Source organism: Phenylobacterium zucineum HLK1, assembly GCF_000017265.1.
Taxonomy (GTDB): domain Bacteria; phylum Pseudomonadota; class Alphaproteobacteria; order Caulobacterales; family Caulobacteraceae; genus Phenylobacterium; species Phenylobacterium zucineum.
Genome location: NC_011144.1, coordinates 3,365,824 through 3,384,491 on the forward strand (window position 1 = coordinate 3,365,824; position 18,668 = coordinate 3,384,491).

Sequence of the window (18,668 nt, forward strand, 5' to 3'; positions counted from 1 at the left end):
TCGCTACCTTCCGACGATGAGCGAAGCGCACGCCACCACCGACGCCGCCGGCCCCACGGATGGGAACGCCCGGCCCTACTCCGTCTCGGAGCTGGCGTTCGCGCTGAAGCGGACGCTGGAGGACGCCTACGGCTTCGTGCGCCTGCGCGGCGAGCTGTCGAAGGTGACCCACCACTCCAACGGTCACGTCTATCTGACGCTCAAGGACGACAAGGCGGCGATCGACGGCGTCGTCTGGAAGGGCCAGGTCCGCAACCTCTCCATCCGCCCCGAGCAGGGGATGGAGGTCGTGGTGACGGGCAAGATCACCGCCTATCCGCAGGGCTCGCGCTACCAGATCGTCATCGAGACGATGGAAGCGGCCGGCGTCGGCGCCCTGCTGGCCCAGCTCGAGCGGCTGAAGGCGCGGCTGGCGGGCGAGGGCCTGTTCGCGGCCGAGCGCAAGAAGCCGCTCCCCACCATGCCGTCCGTGGTGGGGGTGATCACCAGCCCGACGGGCGCCGTCATCCGCGACATCCTGCACCGCATCCGCGACCGCTGGCCCTGCCACGTGGTGGTCTGGCCGGTGGTGGTGCAGGGCGACGCGGCGGCCGGCCAGGTCTGCGCCGCGATCCGCGGCTTCTGCGCCCTGGATCCGGCGGGCCCGGTACCGCGCCCCGACGTGCTGATCGTCGCGCGCGGCGGCGGCTCGGTGGAGGACCTGTGGCCCTTCAACGACGAGACCCTCGCGCGCACGGTCGCCGGCTGCACCATCCCGCTGATCAGCGCGGTGGGCCATGAGACCGACACCACCCTGATCGACTTCGTCTCGGACCGCCGCGCGCCGACGCCGACCGCCGCCGCCGAGATGGCGACGCCCGTGCTGTCCGAGCTGAAGGCCGCCGTCGGCGACCACGGCGCGCGCCTGCACCGCTGCGCCGGGCGCGTGGTCGAGGACCGCCGCGGGCGCGTGCAGCACGCGGACCGGGCGCTGAAGCGCGTCCCCGACCTCGTGGAGCTGGCGGCCCAGCGGTTCGGGATCGTCTCGGGCCGGCTGGCGGCGGGGCTGTCGCGCAACGCCGCCGCCCATGAGCGCGACCTGGTGCGAGTGGCTTCGCGCCTGTCGCCGCTGCTGCTCCAGCGGCCGCAGGCGGTGCAGCGCGAGCGGCTCGAGGCCCTGTCGGTGCGGCTGAAGCCCTGCATGGACCGGCGGCTGGAGCGGCTGTCCGAACGGCTGGACGCGCTCGCCAAGCTGTACGCCAGCGTCGATCCCGACCGGCCGCTGCAGCGCGGCTTCGCGCGGGTGACCCGCGCGGACGGCTCGATCGTCCATGCCGGCGCCTCGCTCGCCAGCGGCGAGGAGGTGGCGATCAAGTTCGGAGACGCGGTGACCCGGCAGGCGGTGATCGACGGCGCCGACGGCGCGCCGCCGGCGCCCCCGACGCCCGCGGCGGCGAAGAAGCCGAAAATGACGCCGCCCCTGCAGGGCGACCTGTTCTGAGGCCCGAAGGCGGACTAAATAGGCGGCCATGAACGCCCACGACAGCGACTTCGCCGGCGCCGAGATCGCCAAGCTGCACTACGGGGACGGCGACTTCGCCGTGCTCAAGCCCGGCCGCTACGTGGTCTGCGCCGTCACCGGCCAGAAGGTGCCTCTGGAGCAGCTCCGCTACTGGAGCGCCGAGCTGCAGGAGGCCTACGCCGGCCCCGGCGAGGCCCTGAAGCGCTGGCGCGAGACGCACCCGAACGTCTGACGCGCCGGTTTGCTGGCGCGGCGCTCAGCGCTTGTAGATCTCGTTCGGCCAGCGCTTGTGAACCCAGAACCACTCGTGGGGCCGGGCGCGCACCCGGTCCTCGATGAAGGCGTTCACCTTCCGCACGCCGGCTGCGATGTCGGCGTCGCGATCGCCCGTGTCCTCCAGGTGGATGGGAGGATGCACGATCACCTTGAACCGCACCCGGCCGATCCGCTGCACGCTCATCGGCTGCAGCGGCACGCCGAACCGCAGGGCGAAGGTGGACGGCCCCGGCGCCGTGTGGGCCGTCAAGCCGAACAGGGGCGCGGCCACCCCGCCGTTGAACTTCTGGTCGTTCATCAGGGCGACGGACTCGCCCCGGCCCAGCGCCCGCATCAGCTCGCGCGCGCCCTCCAGCCCCTTGGGCGCGAACAGGCGCACGCCGTAGCGGAAGCGGCTGCGGCGCACCCGGGCGTCCACGTACGGGTTGTTCATCGCCCGATAGGTGATCTGACATGGCACGCCCGCGCGCACGATCACGGCGGCCATGATCTCGAAATTGGACAGGTGACCCGAAATGAACACCACCGGCCCCGCGCCGGCGGCGATCTCGGCCAGCCGCTCGGCGCCCTCCACCTCCAGCCGTGAGGGGTCGGCGACGATGCGGTCCAGGATCGGGAATTCGGCGATCCAGCGGCCCAGCTCCTCCCACTGGAGGGCCAGCAGGCGGGCGATCTCGGCGTCGGACGCCTCGGGGAAGGCGATCCTGAGGTTCCGCTCGGCGACGCGGCGCGCGCCCGTCAGCGGCCCCACGGTGCGGAAGAACCAGGCCCCGAAGTCCGAGACTGTCTCGACCGGAAACAGGCGGGCGAGCCCCGCGACGGCGTCGAAGGCGAGCGCCTCCAGCCGCCAGGCGAACCGCTGGGCGAGCTCCTGGGCGACGTCTCGGGCGAAGGCGGAGGTCTCGGCCATCGCCCCTCCTTAGTGGCGCCCGGTTTGCCGGGAAAGACCCGCGGCGTCCCGATCCGGGACGTCCGGGGGGCAATGCGTAGGCGTCATCGCATGGACGAAATCGACCTTCACCTCGGCCGCAAGCTTCGGCGGCGGCGCAAGATGCTCGGCCTCACCCAGCAGGAGCTGGCGGGGGCCTGCGGCGTCCGCTTCCAGCAGATCCAGAAGTACGAGTGCGCCGCCAACCGCATGTCGGCGGCCCGGCTGTGGAAGCTGGCCGAGATCCTCGACGCGCCCGTCAGCTACTTCTACGAGGGCCTGTCCGAGGCCCAGCGGCAGGCCCACGAGGCGTTCCGCGAGCCGGACGACGTCTTCACGCGCAAGGAGACCCGCGAACTCATCCAGGCCTACTACGCTCTGGACGAGCGCCCGCGCCGGCAGCTGCTGGAGCTGGCCAAGGCGATGAACGGCGACGGCGAGGGTTAAGTCCGGGCGCAAGGCGCGCTAAAGCGGGCGCATGCCGCTCTCCCCCGCCCGCCTCGCCGAATTCGACGCCTTCCTGCTGGAGCTGAACCGCGCGGCGGGCGAGGCGATCCTGCCGCTGTTCCGGGCCGACCACGGCCTGCACGACAAGGGGATCGCCGGAGCGCAGGGCTACAAGGCCTTCGATCCCGTCACCGAGGCCGACCGCGGCGCCGAGCGGGCGATCCGCGCGCTGATCGCGCAGCGCTACCCCGAGCACGGGATCATCGGCGAGGAGTACGGCGAGGACCGCCCCGACGCCGAGTTCGTCTGGGTGCTCGACCCGGTGGACGGCACGCGCGCGTTCATTTCGGGCCTGCCGCTGTGGTGCGTGCTCGTCGGGCTCCGGCACGAGGGCCGGCCGGTGCTGGGCTCGATCGGCCAGCCGTTCCTGGACGAGGTCTACATCGGCTCGCAGGCCGGCTCGCGGCTGGTGTCGCGGGGCGCGGAGACGCCGCTGAAGGTCAGGCCCTGCCCGCGGCTGACCGACGCCGTGATCGCCACGACGGACCCGGAAGGCTGCTTCACCGGCGCCGAACTGGGGGCCTGGACCCAGGTGCGGGCCGCCGCGCGCCTGGCCCGGCTCGGCTGCGACGCCTACGCCTACGCCATGGTGGCGGCGGGGACGATGGACATGGTCATCGAGGCGGGCCTGCAGGCATGGGACATCGACGCCGCCATCCCCCTCATCGAGGGGGCGGGCGGGGTGGTGACCGACTGGCGCGGGCGGCCGGTGGGCCCGAACGGCGGCCAGATCGCCATCGCCGGCGACCGCGCCTGCCTCGAGGAGGCGCTGGTCGCCCTGAGACGGTCCGCGAACTGAAGCGGTCGGCCGACCAGAAACGCCCTCCCCCCGAGGGGGAGGGACGCAGGATCACTTCTTCGCCGGGGCCTTCTTGGCGGCCGGCTTCTTAGCGGCGGCAGGCTTCTTCGCTGTCGGCGCCTTGGCGGCGGCGGCGGGCTTGGCGGCCGCAGGCTTCTTGGCCGCCGCCGGCTTGGCGGCCGGCTTCTTCGCCGCGGGAGCCTTCTTGGCCGCGGCCGGCTTGGCCGCCGCGGGCTTTGCCGCAGCCTTGGCCGCCGGCTTCTTCGCCCCGGCGGGCTTCTTGGCCGGAGCGGCCTTGGCGGCGGCAGGCTTGGCCGCGGCCGGCTTGGCGGCCGCCGGAGCCTTGGCGGCCTTCGCCGCGGCGGGCTTCTTCGCGGCCGCGGGCTTCTTGGCGGCGGCCGGATTCTTGGCCGCAGCAGGTTTCTTGGCCGCAGCAGGCTTCTTGGCCGCAGCGGGCTTCGTCGCCGCCGGCTTGGCCGCGGCGGCGGCCGCGGGCGCGGCGGCCGGAGCCGCAGCCGGGGCGGGCGCGGGCTTCGGCGCCTCGACGGGCTTGGGGGTTTCGGCCGGCTTGGGCGGCGTCGCCGCGGCGGCCTTGGGGCCTTCGGAGGGCTTCGGCGTGGTCTTGCCGGTGAGCGCGTCGAAGACCTTCAGGAAGATGTTACGCATGTGGTCCGTCTCCATCAGGATTTCGTGGTAGGCGCCGGGCACGGTCACGAGCCGTCCCTGCGGTAGGTTTCGGGCCGCCGCGGCCTGCGCGGCGTTGTCGACCAGGCGGTCCTCGGCCGCCGAGACGATCTCGATCGGAATGGTGATCCCGCGCAGCCGCTCGGGCCGCGCGAGGAAGGCGGTGGCGCGGAGCGCGAAGTCCAGCCAGCCCCAGGTCGGCGCGCCCAGCGCCAGGTCGGGATTGGCCGCCACCTGCGCCCGGTAGCGCTCGAAGCGCCGCCGGTCGTGGGTGAGCACGTTGCCCTCGAACGCCTCCTCCAGCGGCTTGCCGGGACCGCCGGGCGTGTAGCGGCCGGCGCCGCCGAACAGCATGTTGAGCCGCGTGCGCGCCAGCACCGCGAACCGCGGGTTCCTGCCGAACTGGACCCCCAGCATCGGCGCCGAGAGCACCGCGCCCGAGAAGCGCTTCTCCCCGTGCGCCAGGGCGAGCAGGGTCAGGCAGCCGCCCATCGAGTGGGCCACGGCGATCCACGGCTTCGGCAGCCGCGCCTCGTAGGCGTCGAGCAGGCGGCGGAAGTCCTCCAGGAAGGCGCGGTGGCCGCGGGCGTGGCCCTTCAGCCGGTCGGGCAGCTCGCGGACCGAAAGGCCCTGGCCGCGCCAGTCGTGCGCCAGGACGACGAAGCCCCGGTCCAGGAAGTCGCGGATGGTCTCGTAGTACTTCTCGATGGGTTCGGTGCGGCCGCCGGACAGCACGACCGACCCGCGCGCGCGCGCCCCCACATACCCCTTGGGCGTGAACAGCGCGGCGCGCAGCTTGGCGCCGCCCGCGCCGGTGAACCACTCGGCGACGCCGCCGGGCGGGACCGGGTCCGCAGGGATGTCCAGAAGGGGCGCAAGCTCTGCCATGGGGCGCTCGCTTACACGGCCTTGGAAAACAGAGCCTGAATCTGCGGCTGCAGGCTGAAGGCCAGTCCCATGTCCGACAGCCGCAGCCGCCCGGTCATCATGGCGCGCGTCGGATCGAGCTCGCCCTTGCCCAGCGCCGTCAGGTCGGCGCGGCTGATGGTGACCGTCAGGTCGGCGGGACGGTCGTCGTTGGTGACCGTGGGCCCGTCCAGGTGGATGACGCCCTCGCCCTTGAGGTCGATCTTGACCGTGCGCGACAGGCCCGCGCCGGACGCGGCCGCCGCCCGGATGCGCTCGGTCAATTCCTCAAGCGTGGCCATGCGCCCCCCAGCGCCTCTCCCCGACTCAGGGTGAGCTTCGCCTTAGGCGCGAAACCTGTAAACCGCCCGTTACGCGCGCAGTCGATTGGCCGCAGCGGGGAACCCGCGTCAGGCGGGCTTCACCAGCCTCAGCGTCATGCGGTCGCTTTCGCCGATGGCGTCGTACCTGGCGTGGTCGAAGGCCGGATCGGCGGGCTCGCCGAACGCGGAGGAGCGCCGCACCGGCGGCAGGGTCCAGACCCCGAACGGATGGTCCTTGGTGTCCTTCGGATTGGCGTTGATCTCGCTGGCGGCCGCGAGGCGGAAGCCCGCTTCCTCCGCCAGCTTGATCGCATAGGCCTGCTCGACATAGCCGTCCTCGGCCAGCAGGTCGGGCACCCCGCCAGGCGTGGCGCGGTGCTCCTCGATCCCCAGCACGCCGCCCGGTTTCAGCGCCACGAAGGCGTCGCGGAACGCCTTCTCGGCGATGCCCAGGGCCATCCAGTTGTGCAGGTTGCGCAGGAAGAGGACGAGGTCGGCCGAGCCGGCCGGCGCCACCGGTCCGCTGGTGGGACCGAACGCCGTCATCTCCACCTTGCCGTACAGCCGCGGGGTCCCGCCGAAGCGCGCCGTATAGGCGTCGATGATGGCGCGCGTCGCGGTGTCGGCGGGGTCGGTGACCTGCTGCTGGGCGGCATAGAGCTTGCCGCCCGTGGCCGCCAGGAACGGGGCCAGGATATCGCTGTACCAGCCGGCGCCCGGCCAGAACTCCACCACCGTCTGTCCGGGCTTCAGGCCCCAGAACTTCAGGCTCTCCACCGGATGGCGGAAGGGGTCGCGGGCGCGGTCGGCAGGCAGGCGCCAGCCCCCGGCCACGGCGCCCTCGATGGTCCGCGGGTCGGCCTTCTTCGGCGCAGGCGGCGCCTGGCCCTTCTCGGCCGGAGCCTTCGGTCCACAGGCGGCGAGCGCAGCCGCGCTCGCCAGCACCGCACGGCGGGAAAAGCTGGTCATCGGCCCTACCTGTCTCGTCCGCCCCCCGGCAGCCGACGTCCGGACCTAGCCCGGATCGGCGCCGCGGGTCAAAGCGTCAGGCTCAGCCAGCCTTCACGAAGCGCAGCGTCATGCGGTCGCTCTCGCCGATGGCGTCGTACTTCGTGCGGTCGAAGTTCGGATCGGCCGGCTGGCCGAACGGCGAGGTGCGGCGGGTGGGCGGCAGGGTCCAGACGCCGAACGGATGGTCCTTGGTGTCCTTTGGATTGGCGTTCGCCTCGGACCTGGCCTGCAGCTTGAAGCCGGCCTTCTCGGCGGCGGCGATCACCGTCGCCTCCGACATGTAGCCGTCCGACCAGTTGGCGGCCTCGGGCTTGGGGTCCTTGCGGTGCTCCTCGACGGCCAGGACGCCGCCCGGCTTCAGCACGTCGTGGAAGTCCTTCATGGCCTTGTCCAGCATCCCGGGCTGGGTCGCCCAGTTGTGGAGGTTGCGCGCCGTCAGCACGAGGTCGGCCGAGCCGGGGGCGCCCAGCGGCTTCGACGCCGGGCCGAAGCCCACGTAGGTGATCTGGCCGTACTTGTCGGCGTCGGCGTACTTGGCCTCGAAGTCGGCCCGGCCCTTGCGCGCGCCGTCCGAGAGCTTCGGATTGTCGAGGTCGGCGACGGCCGCCACGTACGTCCCGCCGGTCGCCTTGGCGTAGGGCGCGAGGATCTCGGTCCAGTAGCCCGACCCGGGCGAGATCTCGACCACCGTCTGGTTCGGCTTCAAGCCCCAGAAGCTCAGCGACTCGACGGGATGGCGGTGGGCGTCGCGGGCCTTGTGCGCCTCGCTGCGCTGGGGCCCGGCGACGGCGGCCTGCAGCTGGGCGTCGGCGGCGTAGGCGGCCGGGGCGTAGGCGACGGGCGCGAGGACCGCCACCGCGGCTGCGGCTGCGAGGATCGGACGGAGCATTGCAAAGCCTCCCTGGGCGTTTTCCCGGTGTTCTTCGGCGGCGAGCCTACGTGGCGACGCTTGCGGCGCAAGGCCTTGAACGCGGTTTTGCGGCGCCTACCTCTTCGAACGGAAGGCGCTGGACATCCGGGCCTTCCGGGCCGCCGCGAGGCCGATCCCGGCTCGCGCAGGCTCCACCCATACGCAACCTTGCTTGATGAAGAAGGATGTGAACCGCATGCGTACGATCGACTTCTCCCCCCTCTATCGCTCCGTCGTGGGCTTCGACCGCCTGGCCTCGCTGCTCGAGACCGCCGCCGCCGACGCCGCCACGGGCTATCCGCCGTACAACATCGAGCGGACCGACGAGAACGCCTACCGCATCGACATCGCGGTGGCGGGCTTCCGTCCCGAAGAACTCACCGTCGAGGTGAAGGAGAACCTCCTCACCGTCCAGGGCCGCAAGGCCGCCAACGAGGACGACCGCCGGTTCCTGCACCGCGGCCTGGCCGAGCGCAATTTCGAGCGCCGGTTCCAGCTGGCGGACTACGTGGTCGTGACCGACGCCAACCTAGCCGACGGCCTGCTCTCGATCTCGCTGAAGCGCGAGCTTCCCGAGGCGCTGAAGCCGCGCCGGATCGAGATCACCAGCGGCCAGTCCAAGCTGATCGAAGGCGAGAAGGCCGCCTAAGGCGCCTTCGGCCTCTCAGTCCGAACCGGGCGGCGTCCTCGCGGGCGCCGCCCTTTTCGTGCTCAGCGCAGCGGCGGACGGCAGCCGCGGACGTCGGCGCCCTCGAGGCAGGCGCCCGTCAGGTTGGCCCCCTCGAGGCGGGCGTAGCGCAGGCGCGCGCGCGAAAGGTCGACGGGGGTCTCGCGGCCGGACCCCAGCGGCAGGGGCGAGAGCAGCGCATCGGTCAGGTCCGCGCGGGTCAGGTTCGCGCCTGCCAGCCGCGCCCCGCGCAGATCGGCGCCGGCCAGCCTGGCGGCGGTCAGGTCCGCGCCCTCCAGGTTCGCGCCCTGCAGGTGCACGCCCGTCAGGTCCAGTCCCGCCAGCTGCGCGCCGCGGGCGTCGACGGCGGTGAGGCGCAGGCCCTTCAGCCGGTGACCGGCGGGACGCAGGTCCTCGCCTTCCAGACGAACGGGCTTGCCTTCCTTGCCGCCGGAGCGGACCCAGGCGTCGTGCGCCACGGCCTGCCGCACGAGTTGTTCGCAGCGGCGGAGCGCTGGGCCGCCCGGCGGCGCCTTCACAGCCCCTAGCCTGGCGCCGCGGGTGCGCGCCGTGGCCAGGACGACGCCCGAGACATCGGCGTCCGAGAGATCCGCGCCCTCCAGATTGGCGCCGCCCACGTCCGCCCCGGCGAGGAGCGCCCCGGTCAGGTTGGCCCCCCGCAGGTTGGACGAGGCGAGCCGCGCGCCTCTCAGCGAGCAGTCGGTGAAGTCCGCCTCCACCGCATGCAGCTCCTCGAGCAGCGCGCCGTCGAGGGTGGCGCCCGCCAGGCGCGTTCCGTCCATGAACCCGGCGCGGGGCTCCTCCACCACCGCCGGGAAGCCCCGGCTGGGGTGGGGCTTGGCGACCTTGCCGGGGCGCACGTCGGCTCCGGTGAGGTCCGCCCCCGACAGGTTGGCGCCCGACAGGCAGGCGCCGCGCAGGTTCGCCCGGCTGAGGTCGGCGCCCCGCAGGTCGGCGCTGCGCAGGTCGCAGCCCGAGAGGTCCGCGCCGGCCAGCTTCGTCCCCGTCAGCCGCGCGCCGTCGAACACCGAGCCCGAAAGGTTGGCGCCCGACAGGTCCCGGCCGGACAGATCGAGGCCGGTGAAGTCCACGAAGGGCAGCGAGGCCCGCTTGCCGCCCCGGCCCGCCGCATGGCGCCCGTGGGCGTCCAGCAGCAGCTCCAGCTCGCCCTCCGACAGGCGGCGGCGCCCCGGCAGGGCGGCCTTTTCCGTCACGGCGTTCACGGGCTCAGATGACCTCGTCCAGGCCGCGGGCGCCTTGCCGCGTGACGCCGGTGACGTTGGCCTGGCGCATCAGGGCGCCCTGGAAATTGGCCCGGCTGACGTCGGCGTTGATCAGGACCGCCTGGCGCAGATCGGCCCCCGAGAGGTCGGCGTTCTTCAGCTGGGCCCCCGTCATGTCGCAAGGCAGCACCCGGTCGCCGCCCAGCAGGAGCGGTCCCATCTGGGCCTCGCGAAGGTCGGAGCCCGAGAGCTTGGCGCCCACCAGCCGCGCGCCGCGCAGGTCGGCCCGGCGCAGGTTGCAGTTGCGCAGGTCCGCGTTCTCGAGATGGGCTCCCTGGAGCTGCACGCCTTCCATGTCGAGCCCGTAGAACACCGTGCCCTTCGCCGAAAGCGCCGTCAGGTTGAAGCCGCGGATGCTGGTGAGCCCCCGCAGGTCGGCGCCGTCGAACACCGAGGGCGCGCCCTCCTCCCCGCCGGTCTCGCACCAGCGGGCGTGGTCGCGGATCATCTTCTCGTACGGCAGGTCGGCCAGGACCTTGCCCGCCGGCTCGTCGGTCAGCACGCCCGAGAGGTTGGCGTCGGTGACGTTCCAGGCAGTCATCACGGCGCCCACCAGAACCGCGTCCCGCAGGTCCGCCCCGGCCAGATCGGCGCCCGACAGGTCCGCGCCCGAGAGATTCGCGCCCTTCATCGAGGCCTGCTTCAGATTGGCCCGCACCAGCTTGGCGTCGCGCAGGATGGCGTCGGTGAAGTCGGCCCGGAAGGCCATCACCCCCGACAGGCGCGAGCGCTCGAGGTTGGCGCCCGCCAGGATCGCTCCCTGCACCTCGCCCGGCGCCACCGGATGGCCCGTCTCCAGGCGCCGGAAGCCGAACTTGCGGTCGGCGGCCGCCATGGCGCCCTCGCGCAGGTCGGCCTCGAACAGGTCGGCCCCGGTCAGGTCCGCATTGCGCAGGCAGGCGCCGCGCAGGTCCGTCCGGCGCAGGGAGGCGTCGACGAGGCGGGCGTTCTGCAGGTCGGCGCCGAACAGCGTGGCGTTGTCCAGCCGCGCGCCGTTGAGCCGGCAGTCGGTCAGGATCGCGCCCGTGAAGTCGGCGTCGCAGAGATTGCGGCCCGACAGATCAAGGCCGGTCAGGTCCTTCCAGGCGAACACCGCGCGGGCGCCGCCCGGCTTCGACAGCCACAGCCGGTCGTGCTTGGCGCAGACCGCGTCCACCTCGGCCTGGCTGAGGCGCGCGGTGACGAGGTTCCTGGCGTGGGTGACGGGCATCCGGCGGGGCCATCCCTGTGGAACTCGACCGACGGTATCGCCGACGGATTAACGACGAATTTCCAGAGATTTAGCCGCTACGTAGGAGGCGTAGAGGGGAGCCGCCTCGGCCTCCAGCAACCCCTGGTCGAACACGATCCCCGCTGCACGCAGCCGGGCCGCCCCGCCGCCGGCGGCGAACACCGAAGGATCGGCGCAGGCGACCACCACCCGGGACATCCCCGCGGCCGCGAGCCTCTCGCTGCAGGACGCCGCACCCGACGAGCGCTCGGCGCAGGGCTCGAGGGTCACGAAGGCCGTCGCGCCGCGGGCCGCCTCCCCCGCCTGCGCCAGGGCCAGTTCCTCCGCATGCGGACGACCACCGTCGCCGGTGGCCGCCTCGCCAAGCACGCGGCCGTCCTTGAGGATCACGCAGCCGACGGCCGGGTTCTCGCCGGTCCGCCCCACCTGGGGCCGGGCCAGCGCGATGGCCCGGCGCATGGCCTCCTCGTCCGTCATGGGACGAGCCTAGACCTGCGGCAGCGCCTGCGCACGGTCCGCGTCGAGGTATCTGGCCGCCGTCGGCTTCAGGTCCGCATCCAGCTCGACCACCAGCGGATTGCCCGTAGGGATCTCGACGCCGACGATGGCCTCGTCGCCCACGTCGAACAGCAGCTTGACGATCGCCCGCAGCGAATTGCCGTGCGCCGCCACCAGCAGGGTCTCGCCCGCCTGCAGGCAGGGGACGATGTCGCTCTCCCAGTAGGGCTGCACGCGCTCCAGGGTGGTCTTCAGGCTCTCGGTGTCCGGCAGGTCGGCGCCGGCGTAGCGGCGGTCCTTCGAGAAGTCGTACTCCGAGCCGGCGGCCAGCGGCGGCGGCGGGATGTCGTACGAGCGGCGCCAGATCTTGACCTGCTCTTCGCCGTGCTTCTCGGCGGTCTCGGCCTTGTTGAGGCCGGTCAGGCCGCCGTAGTGGCGCTCGTTCAGCCGCCAGTCCTTCACCTCGGGCACGAAGGTCTGGCCCGCGGCGGCCAGGGCCAGCCACGAGGTGCGGATCGCCCGCGTCAGCACCGAGGTGAAGCAGCGGTCGATCGCCAGGCCCGCCTGCCCGATCAGCTCGCCGCCCTTGGCGGCCTCGGCCTCGCCCTGGGCGGTCAGGTCGACATCCACCCAGCCGGTGAAGCGGTTCTCGAGGTTCCACTGGCTCTGGCCGTGACGCAGCAGGATCAGGGTGGGCAAGGCGGGCTCCTTTACGACGGGCGGTGGGTCCGGCTAGGCAAGGCGGGGGGCTTCGTCAAGCAACGAGCGCGAAGGACCATGGCCATGATCGAGCGCCTCTTCGAGGCCGGCGACGAGACGATCCGGCTCGTCGTGGAGGCCCCGCAGCCCGACGGGCAGGACTTCCGATGCGCCTTCACGCTGCAGGGCGCCGGCTTCGATCGGCGGGACCACGCCATGGGGATCGATCAGGTCCAGGCGCTGGTCCTGGCATTGGCCAAGGCGCACATCGACCTGCTGCAGGCCCGCCGCGACGGGCTGGCGGTCACCTGGCTGGGCGGCCGCGACCTCGGCCTGCCGCTGCCGCCGCACCTGACCGTCGCCGACATCGAGACCGCGGATTAGCGGCGCGGCCGCGCAGGCGCTATAGAACCCCCGATGCTGGATCGCCTCTACCTGCCGTTCCTCGCGCTCGCCGCGCTCGCGGCCGTCGCGCTGTCGCTGGTCTGGCCCCAGGGCCTGGGCGACCGCTCGCCCGAGCCGTTCGGCCACACGCCGGTGCAGCGCACCCCCGAGATGCAGGCCGCCATGAAGCGCGAGCACGAGGCCTCGATGCGCCGGGTGGAAGAGGCGCGCGAGGCGGTCCGCAACCTCCAGAACCAGGCGATCGCCCCCTCCCAATGAGCCGCGACGACACCCTCGCCGTCGGCCGGCGCGTGCTGCAGGCGGGCGCGGCGGCGCTGACCGCCCAGGCCGCCGCCCTGGACGCGGCCTTCGCCCGGGCCGTGGACCTGCTGTTCGCCGCCGAAGGCCGGATCATCTGCACCGGCATGGGCAAGTCGGGGCACGTGGCGCGCAAGCTCGCCGCCACCTTCGCCTCCACCGGAACCCCGGCCTTCTTCGTCCATCCCGCCGAGGCCAGCCACGGGGACCTCGGGATGATCGGCCCGGCCGATGCGATCGTCGCCCTGTCGAAGTCGGGCGAAGCGCGCGAGCTGGCGGACGTGCTGGCCTACGCCGGCCGCTTCTCGATCCCGCTGATCGCCATCACCGCCGATCCCTCCAGCGCCCTGGGCCGCGCCGCCGACGTCGTGCTGCAGCTGGCCGACAGGTCCGAGGCGACGGCGCAGGTGAACGCGCCCACCACCTCCACCACCCTGCAGATCGCCCTCGGCGACGCCCTGGCCGTGGCCCTGCTCGAGCGGCGGGGCTTCAAGGCCCAGGACTTCCACGTCTTCCACCCGGGCGGGAAGCTGGGGGCCATGCTGCGCACCGTACGCGACCTGATGCACGGTCAGGACGAGCTGCCGCTCGTTCCGGAGGGCGCGCCGATGCGCCAGGCCCTCCTGGTGATGACCGAGAAGCGCTGGGGGATCGTGGGCGTGCTGGACGCCGACGGCCGCCTGATCGGCGCGATCACCGACGGCGACCTGCGCCGGCACATCGACGGCCTGATGGATCACACCGCCGGCGAGGTGATGACCCCGGGCCCCCGCAAGGTCGTGCCGCCGGGCATGCTGGCGTCCGAGGCCCTGGCCCTGATGAGCGATCCGCCGCCGCCGGTCACCGTGCTGTTCGTCGTCGAGGACGGCCGGCCGGTCGGCGTGCTGCACGTCCACGATCTGCTGCGCGCCGGCGTCATGTAGAGGCGCCAATCGGCGACCCCCCGGATCAAATGACAGGGACGGACCCAAGCTGCGCCTTGTGCGTTCGGCTGGCCGGGGATCATTCCGCCAACTAATAGAGACCCGCGACCCGTAACGCCGGAGTTCCGATGCTGTCCGCACCTCGCGCCGACCTGAAGCCGAACACCTTCGACTACGAGAACCTGCCGCTGGTGAAGGCCACCGGCTTTCGGGAATACGACGCGCGCTGGCTGTTCGGACCCGAGATCAACCTGCTGGGCGTCCAGGCGCTGGGCCTGGGGCTGGGGACCTACATCCACGAGCTGGGCCAGAAGCGGATCGTGGTCGCCCACGACTTCCGGTCCTATTCGCTGTCGATCAAGCAGGCGCTGACCATCGGCCTGGTCGCCGCCGGGTGCGAGGTGATCGACATCGGCCTGGCCGTCTCGCCGATGGCCTATTTCGCCCAGTTCGACCTGGACGCCCCGTGCGTGGCCATGGTCACCGCCAGCCACAACGAGAACGGCTGGACCGGCGTGAAGATGGGCGCCCAGCGCCCGCTGACCTTCGGGCCGGACGAGATGGGCCGGCTGAAGGAGATCGTCCTGAAGGGCGAGTGGAAGCAGCGGCCCGGCGGCTCGGTGGCCCACGTCGCCGGCGTGGCCGAGCGCTACATCGCCGACGTCGCCTCGCGCGCCAGTCTGACGCGGCCGCTGAAGGTGGTGGCCGCCTGCGGCAACGGCACCGCCGGCGCCTTCGCCCCCGAGGCCCTGCGCCGGATGGGCGTGGCCGTGGTCGTCGAGATGGATTGCGAGCTCGACTATACCTTCCCGAAGTACAACCCGAACCCCGAGGACAGCGTCATGCTGCACGCCATGGCCAAGGCCGTGCGCGAGTACGACGCCGACGTGGCGCTGGGCTTCGACGGCGACGGCGACCGCTGCGGGGTGGTGGACGACGAGGGCGAGGAGATCTTCGCCGACAAGATCGGCCTGATGCTGGCCCGGGACCTGTCGGCCCTGCACAAAGACGCGACGTTCGTGGTGGACGTGAAGTCCACGGGCCTGTTCGCCACCGACGAGGTGCTGAAGGCGAACGGCGCCAGCACGGTCTACTGGAAGACCGGCCACAGCTACATCAAGCGCAAGACCGCCGAGCTGGGCGCCCTCGCCGGCTTCGAGAAGAGCGGCCACTTCTTCTTCAACCCGCCGATCGGCCGCGGCTACGACGACGGCCTGGTCGCGGCGGCCGCCATCCTGTCGATGCTGGACCGCAACCCCGGCAAGAAGCTGTCCGACCTGAAGAAGGCCCTGCCGGTCGCCTTCACCTCGTTGACCATGAGCCCGCATTGCGCCGACGAGGAGAAGTACGGCGTCGTCGAGGACGTGGTCCGCGAGTACACCGAGTTCGCCAATGGCGGCGGGACCATTCTGGGGCGGAAGATCACCGACCTCGTCACCGTCAACGGCGTGCGCGTCGCGCTGGAGGACGGCTCGTGGGTGCTGGTGCGCGCCTCGTCCAACAAGCCCGAGCTGGTGGTGGTGGTCGAGAGCACCCAGTCCGAGGACGACATGCGCCGGCTGTTCCGCGAGGAGGTGAAGCCCAGGCTCGCCAGGCGCTCCCAGGTCGGCGCCTACAACCAGGAAATCTGAGGTGGCGACCTCGCCCGCCGCGTGCCAAAGCGCGGCCGTAGCAGCACGCCGTAACATAGGTCGGGGATACCGCGCATGAAGGTTGCGATGATCGGGACGGGCTACGTGGGCCTGGTCAGCGGCGCGTGCTTCGCCGACTTCGGCCACACCGTCACCTGCATCGACAAGGACGCCGGCAAGATCGACCGGCTGAAGTCGGGCGGCATTCCCATCTACGAGCCGGGCCTGGACGTGCTGGTGGCTCAGAACGTCAAGGCCGGCCGCCTGTTCTTCACCACCGAGGCCAAGGACGCGGTGCGCGAGGCCGACGCGGTGTTCATCGCCGTCGGCACGCCCTCGCGGCGCGGCGACGGCCACGCCGACCTCTCCTACGTCTACGCGGCGGCCGAGGAGGTGGCGGGCCTGGTGGACGGCTTCACGCTCGTGGTCACCAAGTCCACCGTGCCGGTCGGCACCGGCGACGAGATCGAGGCCATCTTCCAGCGCGTGCGGCCCGACGCCGACGTGGCCGTGGTGTCGAACCCCGAGTTCCTTCGCGAAGGCGCGGCGATCGAGGACTTCAAGCGTCCCGACCGGGTGGTGGTGGGCACCGACGACGAGCGGGCCCGCGAGGTGATGCGCGAGCTGTACCGCCCGCTCTATCTGAACGAGACGCCGATCCTGTTCACCAACCGGCGCACCAGCGAGCTCATCAAGTACGCCGGCAACGCCTTCCTGGCGATGAAGATCACCTTCATCAACGAGATGGCCGACCTGTGCGAGGCGGTCGGCGCCGACGTGCAGCAGGTGGCCCGCGGCATCGGCCTCGATGGGCGGATCGGGGCGAAATTCCTGAACGCCGGCCCCGGCTACGGCGGCTCGTGCTTCCCGAAGGACACCCTGGCGCTGGTGCGGACCGCCCGCGACGCCGGCGCGCCCGTCGAACTGATCGAGACCACGGTCAAGGTGAACGACGAGCGCAAGCGCGCCATGGCCCGCAAGGTCGTCCGCGCCCTCGACGGGGAGCTGAAGGGCAAGACGGTCGGGGTCCTCGGCCTGACCTTCAAACCCAACACCGACGACATGCGCGACGCCCCGTCGCTGGCGATCATCCCGGCGCTGCAGGACAAGGGCGCGCAGGTGCAGGCGTTCGACCCCGAGGGCATGGCCGAGGCCCGGCACATGCTGCAGGGCGTGACCTTCAAGGACGACCCCTACGCGGTCGCCGAAGGCGCCGACGTCCTGGTGATCATCACGGAATGGGATCAGTTCCGGGCGCTGGACCTCGACCGGATCAAGCTGATCATGCGCAAGCCCGTCCTGGTGGACCTGCGGAATATCTACAAACCCGAGGACATGCGCGTCCGCGGGTTCGTCTACAGCAGCGTGGGCCGACTGTAGAAAGCGGGTGCGGCCGCTCTAGAAGCCCATGCTGGCCAGCGGCAGGAACGCCTGGACGATCCGCACGGCTCCGGCCCAGAAGGCGACCGCCAGCAGCGCCACGAAGGCGAGACAGGCGATCGAGCTGGCGGGACGCCAGGCCTGCCGCGCCGCACCTCGGAAGACGAGGTCGCGCATCAATTCCTCCCCAAGTCTTGCTCTGTCTTGTCTAGACACCGGCGGGTCGAGCCGCCGGATGCTTCCAGACTGACATAAGAATTAAGCCTTGGGTAGGGTTGCCACGGCCCAGCCGTGACCTTGGCCTGGCCTTGGGAGATCAGGTCATCGTGAAGTTACGTAGCGTCAGGCGGCGACCTTCTTCACGGCGCCCACGATCTCCTTCACCACCTGGCTGACCAGCTTCTCGTCGTCGCCCTCGGCCATCACCCGGATCAGCGGCTCGGTGCCCGAGGCGCGGACCACGATCCGGCCCGAGCCGTTCAGGCGCTGCTCGGCCTCGGCCAGGGCCTTCTTCACCGCGTCGTGCTCCAGCGGCTTGCCCGAGCCGAAGCGGACGTTCTCCAGCTTCTGGGGCACCGGCTCGAACTGGCGGGCGAGCGCGCTCATCGGCCTGTCGCTTTCCTGCAGCACCGCCAGCACCTGCAGCGCCGCCAGCAGGCCGTCGCCCGTGGTGGACAGGTCGGAGAGGATCACGTGGCCCGACTGCTCGCCGCCCACGTTGAAGCCGCCCTCGCGCATGCGGGCCATGACGTAGCGGTCGCCCACCTGGGTCCGCTCCAGCTTCAGGTTCCGGGCCTTCAGGAACCGCTCGAGGCCGAGGTTCGACATCACCGTGGCCACCACGCCGCCGCCCTGCAGCCGGCCGGCCTTGGCCCAGCTGTCGGCGATCAGCGCCATGATCTGGTCGCCGTCCACCACCTGGCCCTTCTCGTCGCAGATCACCAGCCGGTCGGCGTCGCCGTCGAGGGCGATGCCGATGTCGGCGCGGTACTCCTTCACCAGCCGCGACATGGCCGCCGGATGGGTGGAGCCGCACTCCTCGTTGATGTTGAAGCCGTTGGGCTCGACGCCGACCCGGATCACCTCGGCGCCCAGCTCGTACAGCGTCTCGGGGGCCACCTTGTAGGCGGCGCCGTTGGCGCAATCGATGACGATGCGCATGCCGGCCAGGCTGAGCCCCTTGGGGAAGGTGGCCTTGGCGATCTCGACGTAGCGCGCCTGGCAGTCGTCGATCCGCTGCACGCGGCCCAGCTTGTCCGGCGTGGCCAGGCCCTCCTGCAGGCCCTGGTCCATCAGGGCCTCGATCTCCAGTTCCTTCTCGTCCGAGAGCTTGTAGCCGTCGGGGCCGAACAGCTTGATCCCGTTGTCGGCGAAGTGATTGTGCGAGGCCGAGATCATCACGCCGAGGTCGGCGCGCAAGCTGCGGGTCATCATCGCCACGCCCGGCGTCGGCAGCGGGCCGAACAGGCGCACGTCCATCCCCACGCTGGTGAAGCCGGCCACCAGCGCCGGCTCGATCATGTAGCCCGACAGGCGTGTGTCCTTGCCGATCACCACGAGGTGGCGGCGGTCGTCCTTGGACATGAACAGCTTGCCGGCGGCCATGCCGACGCGCAGCGCCACCTCGGCCGTCATCGGGTGCCGGTTGGCCTGGCCGCGGATGCCGTCGGTGCCGAAATAGGCGCGCTTGCTCATCGGTTGCCCTCGAAACTATCGGAAACGCAGATTTAGTGGCTGGGAGCTTAGCCGATGCTAAAGCCCCGGCGTTACAGGCCCCGTGCGCAAGTC

The 18,668-nt window shown here is 71.7% G+C and carries 21 protein-coding genes; 10 read left to right on the top strand and 11 right to left on the bottom strand.

The annotated features are described in order from the left end of the window. The first annotated feature begins 16 nt into the window (after window positions 1-16). Window positions 17-1,480 (top strand): exodeoxyribonuclease VII large subunit, encoded by a 1,464-nt coding sequence (gene xseA / locus PHZ_RS16340; protein WP_012523491.1) that lies wholly within the window; start codon window positions 17-19, stop codon window positions 1,478-1,480. Between the two features lie 28 nt (window positions 1,481-1,508). Then, a complete protein-coding gene (locus PHZ_RS16345; protein ID WP_012523492.1) occupies window positions 1,509-1,733 on the top strand; it encodes a DUF2093 domain-containing protein in 225 nt (74 codons plus the stop codon). 24 nt (window positions 1,734-1,757) lie between these two features. Here the strand turns inward: PHZ_RS16345 and PHZ_RS16350 are convergent, their stop codons facing one another. Further along, window positions 1,758-2,687 (bottom strand): lysophospholipid acyltransferase family protein, encoded by a 930-nt coding sequence (locus PHZ_RS16350; RefSeq protein ID WP_012523493.1) that lies wholly within the window; start codon window positions 2,685-2,687, stop codon window positions 1,758-1,760. A 90-nt stretch (window positions 2,688-2,777) separates the two neighbouring features. Between PHZ_RS16350 and PHZ_RS16355 the strand changes: the two genes are divergently transcribed. Both PHZ_RS16355 and hisN read left to right on the top strand, forming a co-directional pair. Beyond that, window positions 2,778-3,152: a helix-turn-helix domain-containing protein gene (locus PHZ_RS16355; protein WP_012523494.1), complete on the top strand. Its 375-nt coding sequence runs from the start codon at window positions 2,778-2,780 to the stop codon at window positions 3,150-3,152. A 31-nt stretch (window positions 3,153-3,183) separates the two neighbouring features. Further along, a complete protein-coding gene (gene hisN, locus PHZ_RS16360) occupies window positions 3,184-4,011 on the top strand; it encodes a histidinol-phosphatase (protein WP_012523495.1) in 828 nt (275 codons plus the stop codon). Window positions 4,012-4,062: 51 nt separating this feature from the next. On the opposite strand, the gene PHZ_RS23240 is transcribed toward hisN, so the two are convergent. The 4 genes from PHZ_RS23240 to PHZ_RS16380 form a co-directional block, all read right to left on the bottom strand. Next, window positions 4,063-5,583 carry an alpha/beta fold hydrolase gene (locus PHZ_RS23240; RefSeq protein WP_012523496.1) on the bottom strand — a complete coding sequence of 507 codons (1,521 nt, stop codon included), beginning with the start codon at window positions 5,581-5,583 and terminating at the stop codon, window positions 4,063-4,065. Between the two features lie 11 nt (window positions 5,584-5,594). Next, window positions 5,595-5,903 carry an SCP2 sterol-binding domain-containing protein gene (locus PHZ_RS16370; RefSeq protein ID WP_012523497.1) on the bottom strand — a complete coding sequence of 103 codons (309 nt, stop codon included), beginning with the start codon at window positions 5,901-5,903 and terminating at the stop codon, window positions 5,595-5,597. Between the two features lie 108 nt (window positions 5,904-6,011). Then, window positions 6,012-6,893 carry a class I SAM-dependent methyltransferase gene (locus PHZ_RS16375; protein WP_012523498.1) on the bottom strand — a complete coding sequence of 294 codons (882 nt, stop codon included), beginning with the start codon at window positions 6,891-6,893 and terminating at the stop codon, window positions 6,012-6,014. An 82-nt stretch (window positions 6,894-6,975) separates the two neighbouring features. Further along, window positions 6,976-7,824: a class I SAM-dependent methyltransferase gene (locus tag PHZ_RS16380; RefSeq protein ID WP_012523499.1), complete on the bottom strand. Its 849-nt coding sequence runs from the start codon at window positions 7,822-7,824 to the stop codon at window positions 6,976-6,978. A gap of 217 nt (window positions 7,825-8,041) precedes the next feature. Between PHZ_RS16380 and PHZ_RS16385 the strand changes: the two genes are divergently transcribed. Further along, window positions 8,042-8,494, top strand: coding sequence for an Hsp20 family protein (locus PHZ_RS16385; RefSeq protein WP_041374331.1), 453 nt, complete (start codon window positions 8,042-8,044; stop codon window positions 8,492-8,494). Between the two features lie 62 nt (window positions 8,495-8,556). Here the strand turns inward: PHZ_RS16385 and PHZ_RS16390 are convergent, their stop codons facing one another. From PHZ_RS16390 to gpmA, 4 genes are read right to left on the bottom strand one after another with little or no spacing between them, the layout of a single operon-like run. After that, the gene (locus PHZ_RS16390) at window positions 8,557-9,756 is read right to left on the bottom strand and encodes a pentapeptide repeat-containing protein (RefSeq protein WP_148216894.1); all 1,200 of its coding nucleotides are present in this window, start codon (window positions 9,754-9,756) and stop codon (window positions 8,557-8,559) included. Between the two features lie 4 nt (window positions 9,757-9,760). Continuing rightward, window positions 9,761-11,026: a pentapeptide repeat-containing protein gene (locus tag PHZ_RS16395; protein ID WP_012523502.1), complete on the bottom strand. Its 1,266-nt coding sequence runs from the start codon at window positions 11,024-11,026 to the stop codon at window positions 9,761-9,763. Between the two features lie 48 nt (window positions 11,027-11,074). Further along, window positions 11,075-11,524 carry a bifunctional diaminohydroxyphosphoribosylaminopyrimidine deaminase/5-amino-6-(5-phosphoribosylamino)uracil reductase RibD gene (locus PHZ_RS16400; protein ID WP_041373638.1) on the bottom strand — a complete coding sequence of 150 codons (450 nt, stop codon included), beginning with the start codon at window positions 11,522-11,524 and terminating at the stop codon, window positions 11,075-11,077. Between the two features lie 9 nt (window positions 11,525-11,533). After that, on the bottom strand, window positions 11,534-12,244 hold the full coding sequence (gene gpmA / locus PHZ_RS16405) for a 2,3-diphosphoglycerate-dependent phosphoglycerate mutase (protein ID WP_012523504.1): 711 nt from the start codon (window positions 12,242-12,244) through the stop codon (window positions 11,534-11,536). Between the two features lie 84 nt (window positions 12,245-12,328). On the opposite strand from gpmA, the gene PHZ_RS16410 reads away from it, so the two are divergent. From PHZ_RS16410 to PHZ_RS16430, 5 genes are all read left to right on the top strand, one after another. Next, entirely contained in the window at window positions 12,329-12,628 is a 300-nt protein-coding gene (locus tag PHZ_RS16410; RefSeq protein ID WP_148216895.1) for a DUF6968 family protein, read from the top strand. 33 nt (window positions 12,629-12,661) lie between these two features. Next, entirely contained in the window at window positions 12,662-12,907 is a 246-nt protein-coding gene (locus tag PHZ_RS16415; protein ID WP_012523505.1) for a hypothetical protein, read from the top strand. Then, complete coding sequence (locus PHZ_RS16420) at window positions 12,904-13,869, top strand: KpsF/GutQ family sugar-phosphate isomerase (RefSeq protein WP_012523506.1); 966 nt, start codon at window positions 12,904-12,906, stop codon at window positions 13,867-13,869. The genes PHZ_RS16415 and PHZ_RS16420 overlap by 4 nt, the downstream gene beginning before the upstream one ends. A gap of 128 nt (window positions 13,870-13,997) precedes the next feature. Next, window positions 13,998-15,500: a phosphomannomutase/phosphoglucomutase gene (locus PHZ_RS16425; protein WP_012523507.1), complete on the top strand. Its 1,503-nt coding sequence runs from the start codon at window positions 13,998-14,000 to the stop codon at window positions 15,498-15,500. 75 nt (window positions 15,501-15,575) lie between these two features. Then, window positions 15,576-16,880: a UDP-glucose dehydrogenase family protein gene (locus PHZ_RS16430; protein WP_012523508.1), complete on the top strand. Its 1,305-nt coding sequence runs from the start codon at window positions 15,576-15,578 to the stop codon at window positions 16,878-16,880. 18 nt (window positions 16,881-16,898) lie between these two features. On the opposite strand, the gene PHZ_RS23245 is transcribed toward PHZ_RS16430, so the two are convergent. Both PHZ_RS23245 and glmM read right to left on the bottom strand, forming a co-directional pair. After that, a complete protein-coding gene (locus PHZ_RS23245) occupies window positions 16,899-17,057 on the bottom strand; it encodes a hypothetical protein (protein WP_183280173.1) in 159 nt (52 codons plus the stop codon). A gap of 165 nt (window positions 17,058-17,222) precedes the next feature. Further along, window positions 17,223-18,575: a phosphoglucosamine mutase gene (gene glmM, locus PHZ_RS16435; protein ID WP_012523509.1), complete on the bottom strand. Its 1,353-nt coding sequence runs from the start codon at window positions 18,573-18,575 to the stop codon at window positions 17,223-17,225. Between the last annotated feature and the right edge of the window lie 93 nt (window positions 18,576-18,668).

Coding starts and splice junctions, on each gene's coding strand:
- PHZ_RS16410 (WP_148216895.1), top strand. CDS start 12,329: ATGATCGAGCGCCTCTTCGAGGCCGGCGACGAGACGATCCGGCTCGTC.
- PHZ_RS16415 (WP_012523505.1), top strand. CDS start 12,662: ATGCTGGATCGCCTCTACCTGCCGTTCCTCGCGCTCGCCGCGCTCGCG.
- PHZ_RS23245 (WP_183280173.1), bottom strand. CDS start 17,057: ATGCGCGACCTCGTCTTCCGAGGTGCGGCGCGGCAGGCCTGGCGTCCC.
- PHZ_RS16375 (WP_012523498.1), bottom strand. CDS start 6,893: ATGACCAGCTTTTCCCGCCGTGCGGTGCTGGCGAGCGCGGCTGCGCTC.
- PHZ_RS16345 (WP_012523492.1), top strand. CDS start 1,509: ATGAACGCCCACGACAGCGACTTCGCCGGCGCCGAGATCGCCAAGCTG.
- PHZ_RS16355 (WP_012523494.1), top strand. CDS start 2,778: ATGGACGAAATCGACCTTCACCTCGGCCGCAAGCTTCGGCGGCGGCGC.
- glmM (WP_012523509.1), bottom strand. CDS start 18,575: ATGAGCAAGCGCGCCTATTTCGGCACCGACGGCATCCGCGGCCAGGCC.
- PHZ_RS16425 (WP_012523507.1), top strand. CDS start 13,998: ATGCTGTCCGCACCTCGCGCCGACCTGAAGCCGAACACCTTCGACTAC.
- PHZ_RS16430 (WP_012523508.1), top strand. CDS start 15,576: ATGAAGGTTGCGATGATCGGGACGGGCTACGTGGGCCTGGTCAGCGGC.
- PHZ_RS16395 (WP_012523502.1), bottom strand. CDS start 11,026: ATGCCCGTCACCCACGCCAGGAACCTCGTCACCGCGCGCCTCAGCCAG.
- PHZ_RS16420 (WP_012523506.1), top strand. CDS start 12,904: ATGAGCCGCGACGACACCCTCGCCGTCGGCCGGCGCGTGCTGCAGGCG.
- PHZ_RS16400 (WP_041373638.1), bottom strand. CDS start 11,524: ATGACGGACGAGGAGGCCATGCGCCGGGCCATCGCGCTGGCCCGGCCC.
- PHZ_RS16385 (WP_041374331.1), top strand. CDS start 8,042: ATGCGTACGATCGACTTCTCCCCCCTCTATCGCTCCGTCGTGGGCTTC.
- xseA (WP_012523491.1), top strand. CDS start 17: ATGAGCGAAGCGCACGCCACCACCGACGCCGCCGGCCCCACGGATGGG.
- PHZ_RS16350 (WP_012523493.1), bottom strand. CDS start 2,687: ATGGCCGAGACCTCCGCCTTCGCCCGAGACGTCGCCCAGGAGCTCGCC.
- PHZ_RS16380 (WP_012523499.1), bottom strand. CDS start 7,824: ATGCTCCGTCCGATCCTCGCAGCCGCAGCCGCGGTGGCGGTCCTCGCG.
- PHZ_RS23240 (WP_012523496.1), bottom strand. CDS start 5,583: ATGGCAGAGCTTGCGCCCCTTCTGGACATCCCTGCGGACCCGGTCCCG.
- PHZ_RS16370 (WP_012523497.1), bottom strand. CDS start 5,903: ATGGCCACGCTTGAGGAATTGACCGAGCGCATCCGGGCGGCGGCCGCG.
- hisN (WP_012523495.1), top strand. CDS start 3,184: ATGCCGCTCTCCCCCGCCCGCCTCGCCGAATTCGACGCCTTCCTGCTG.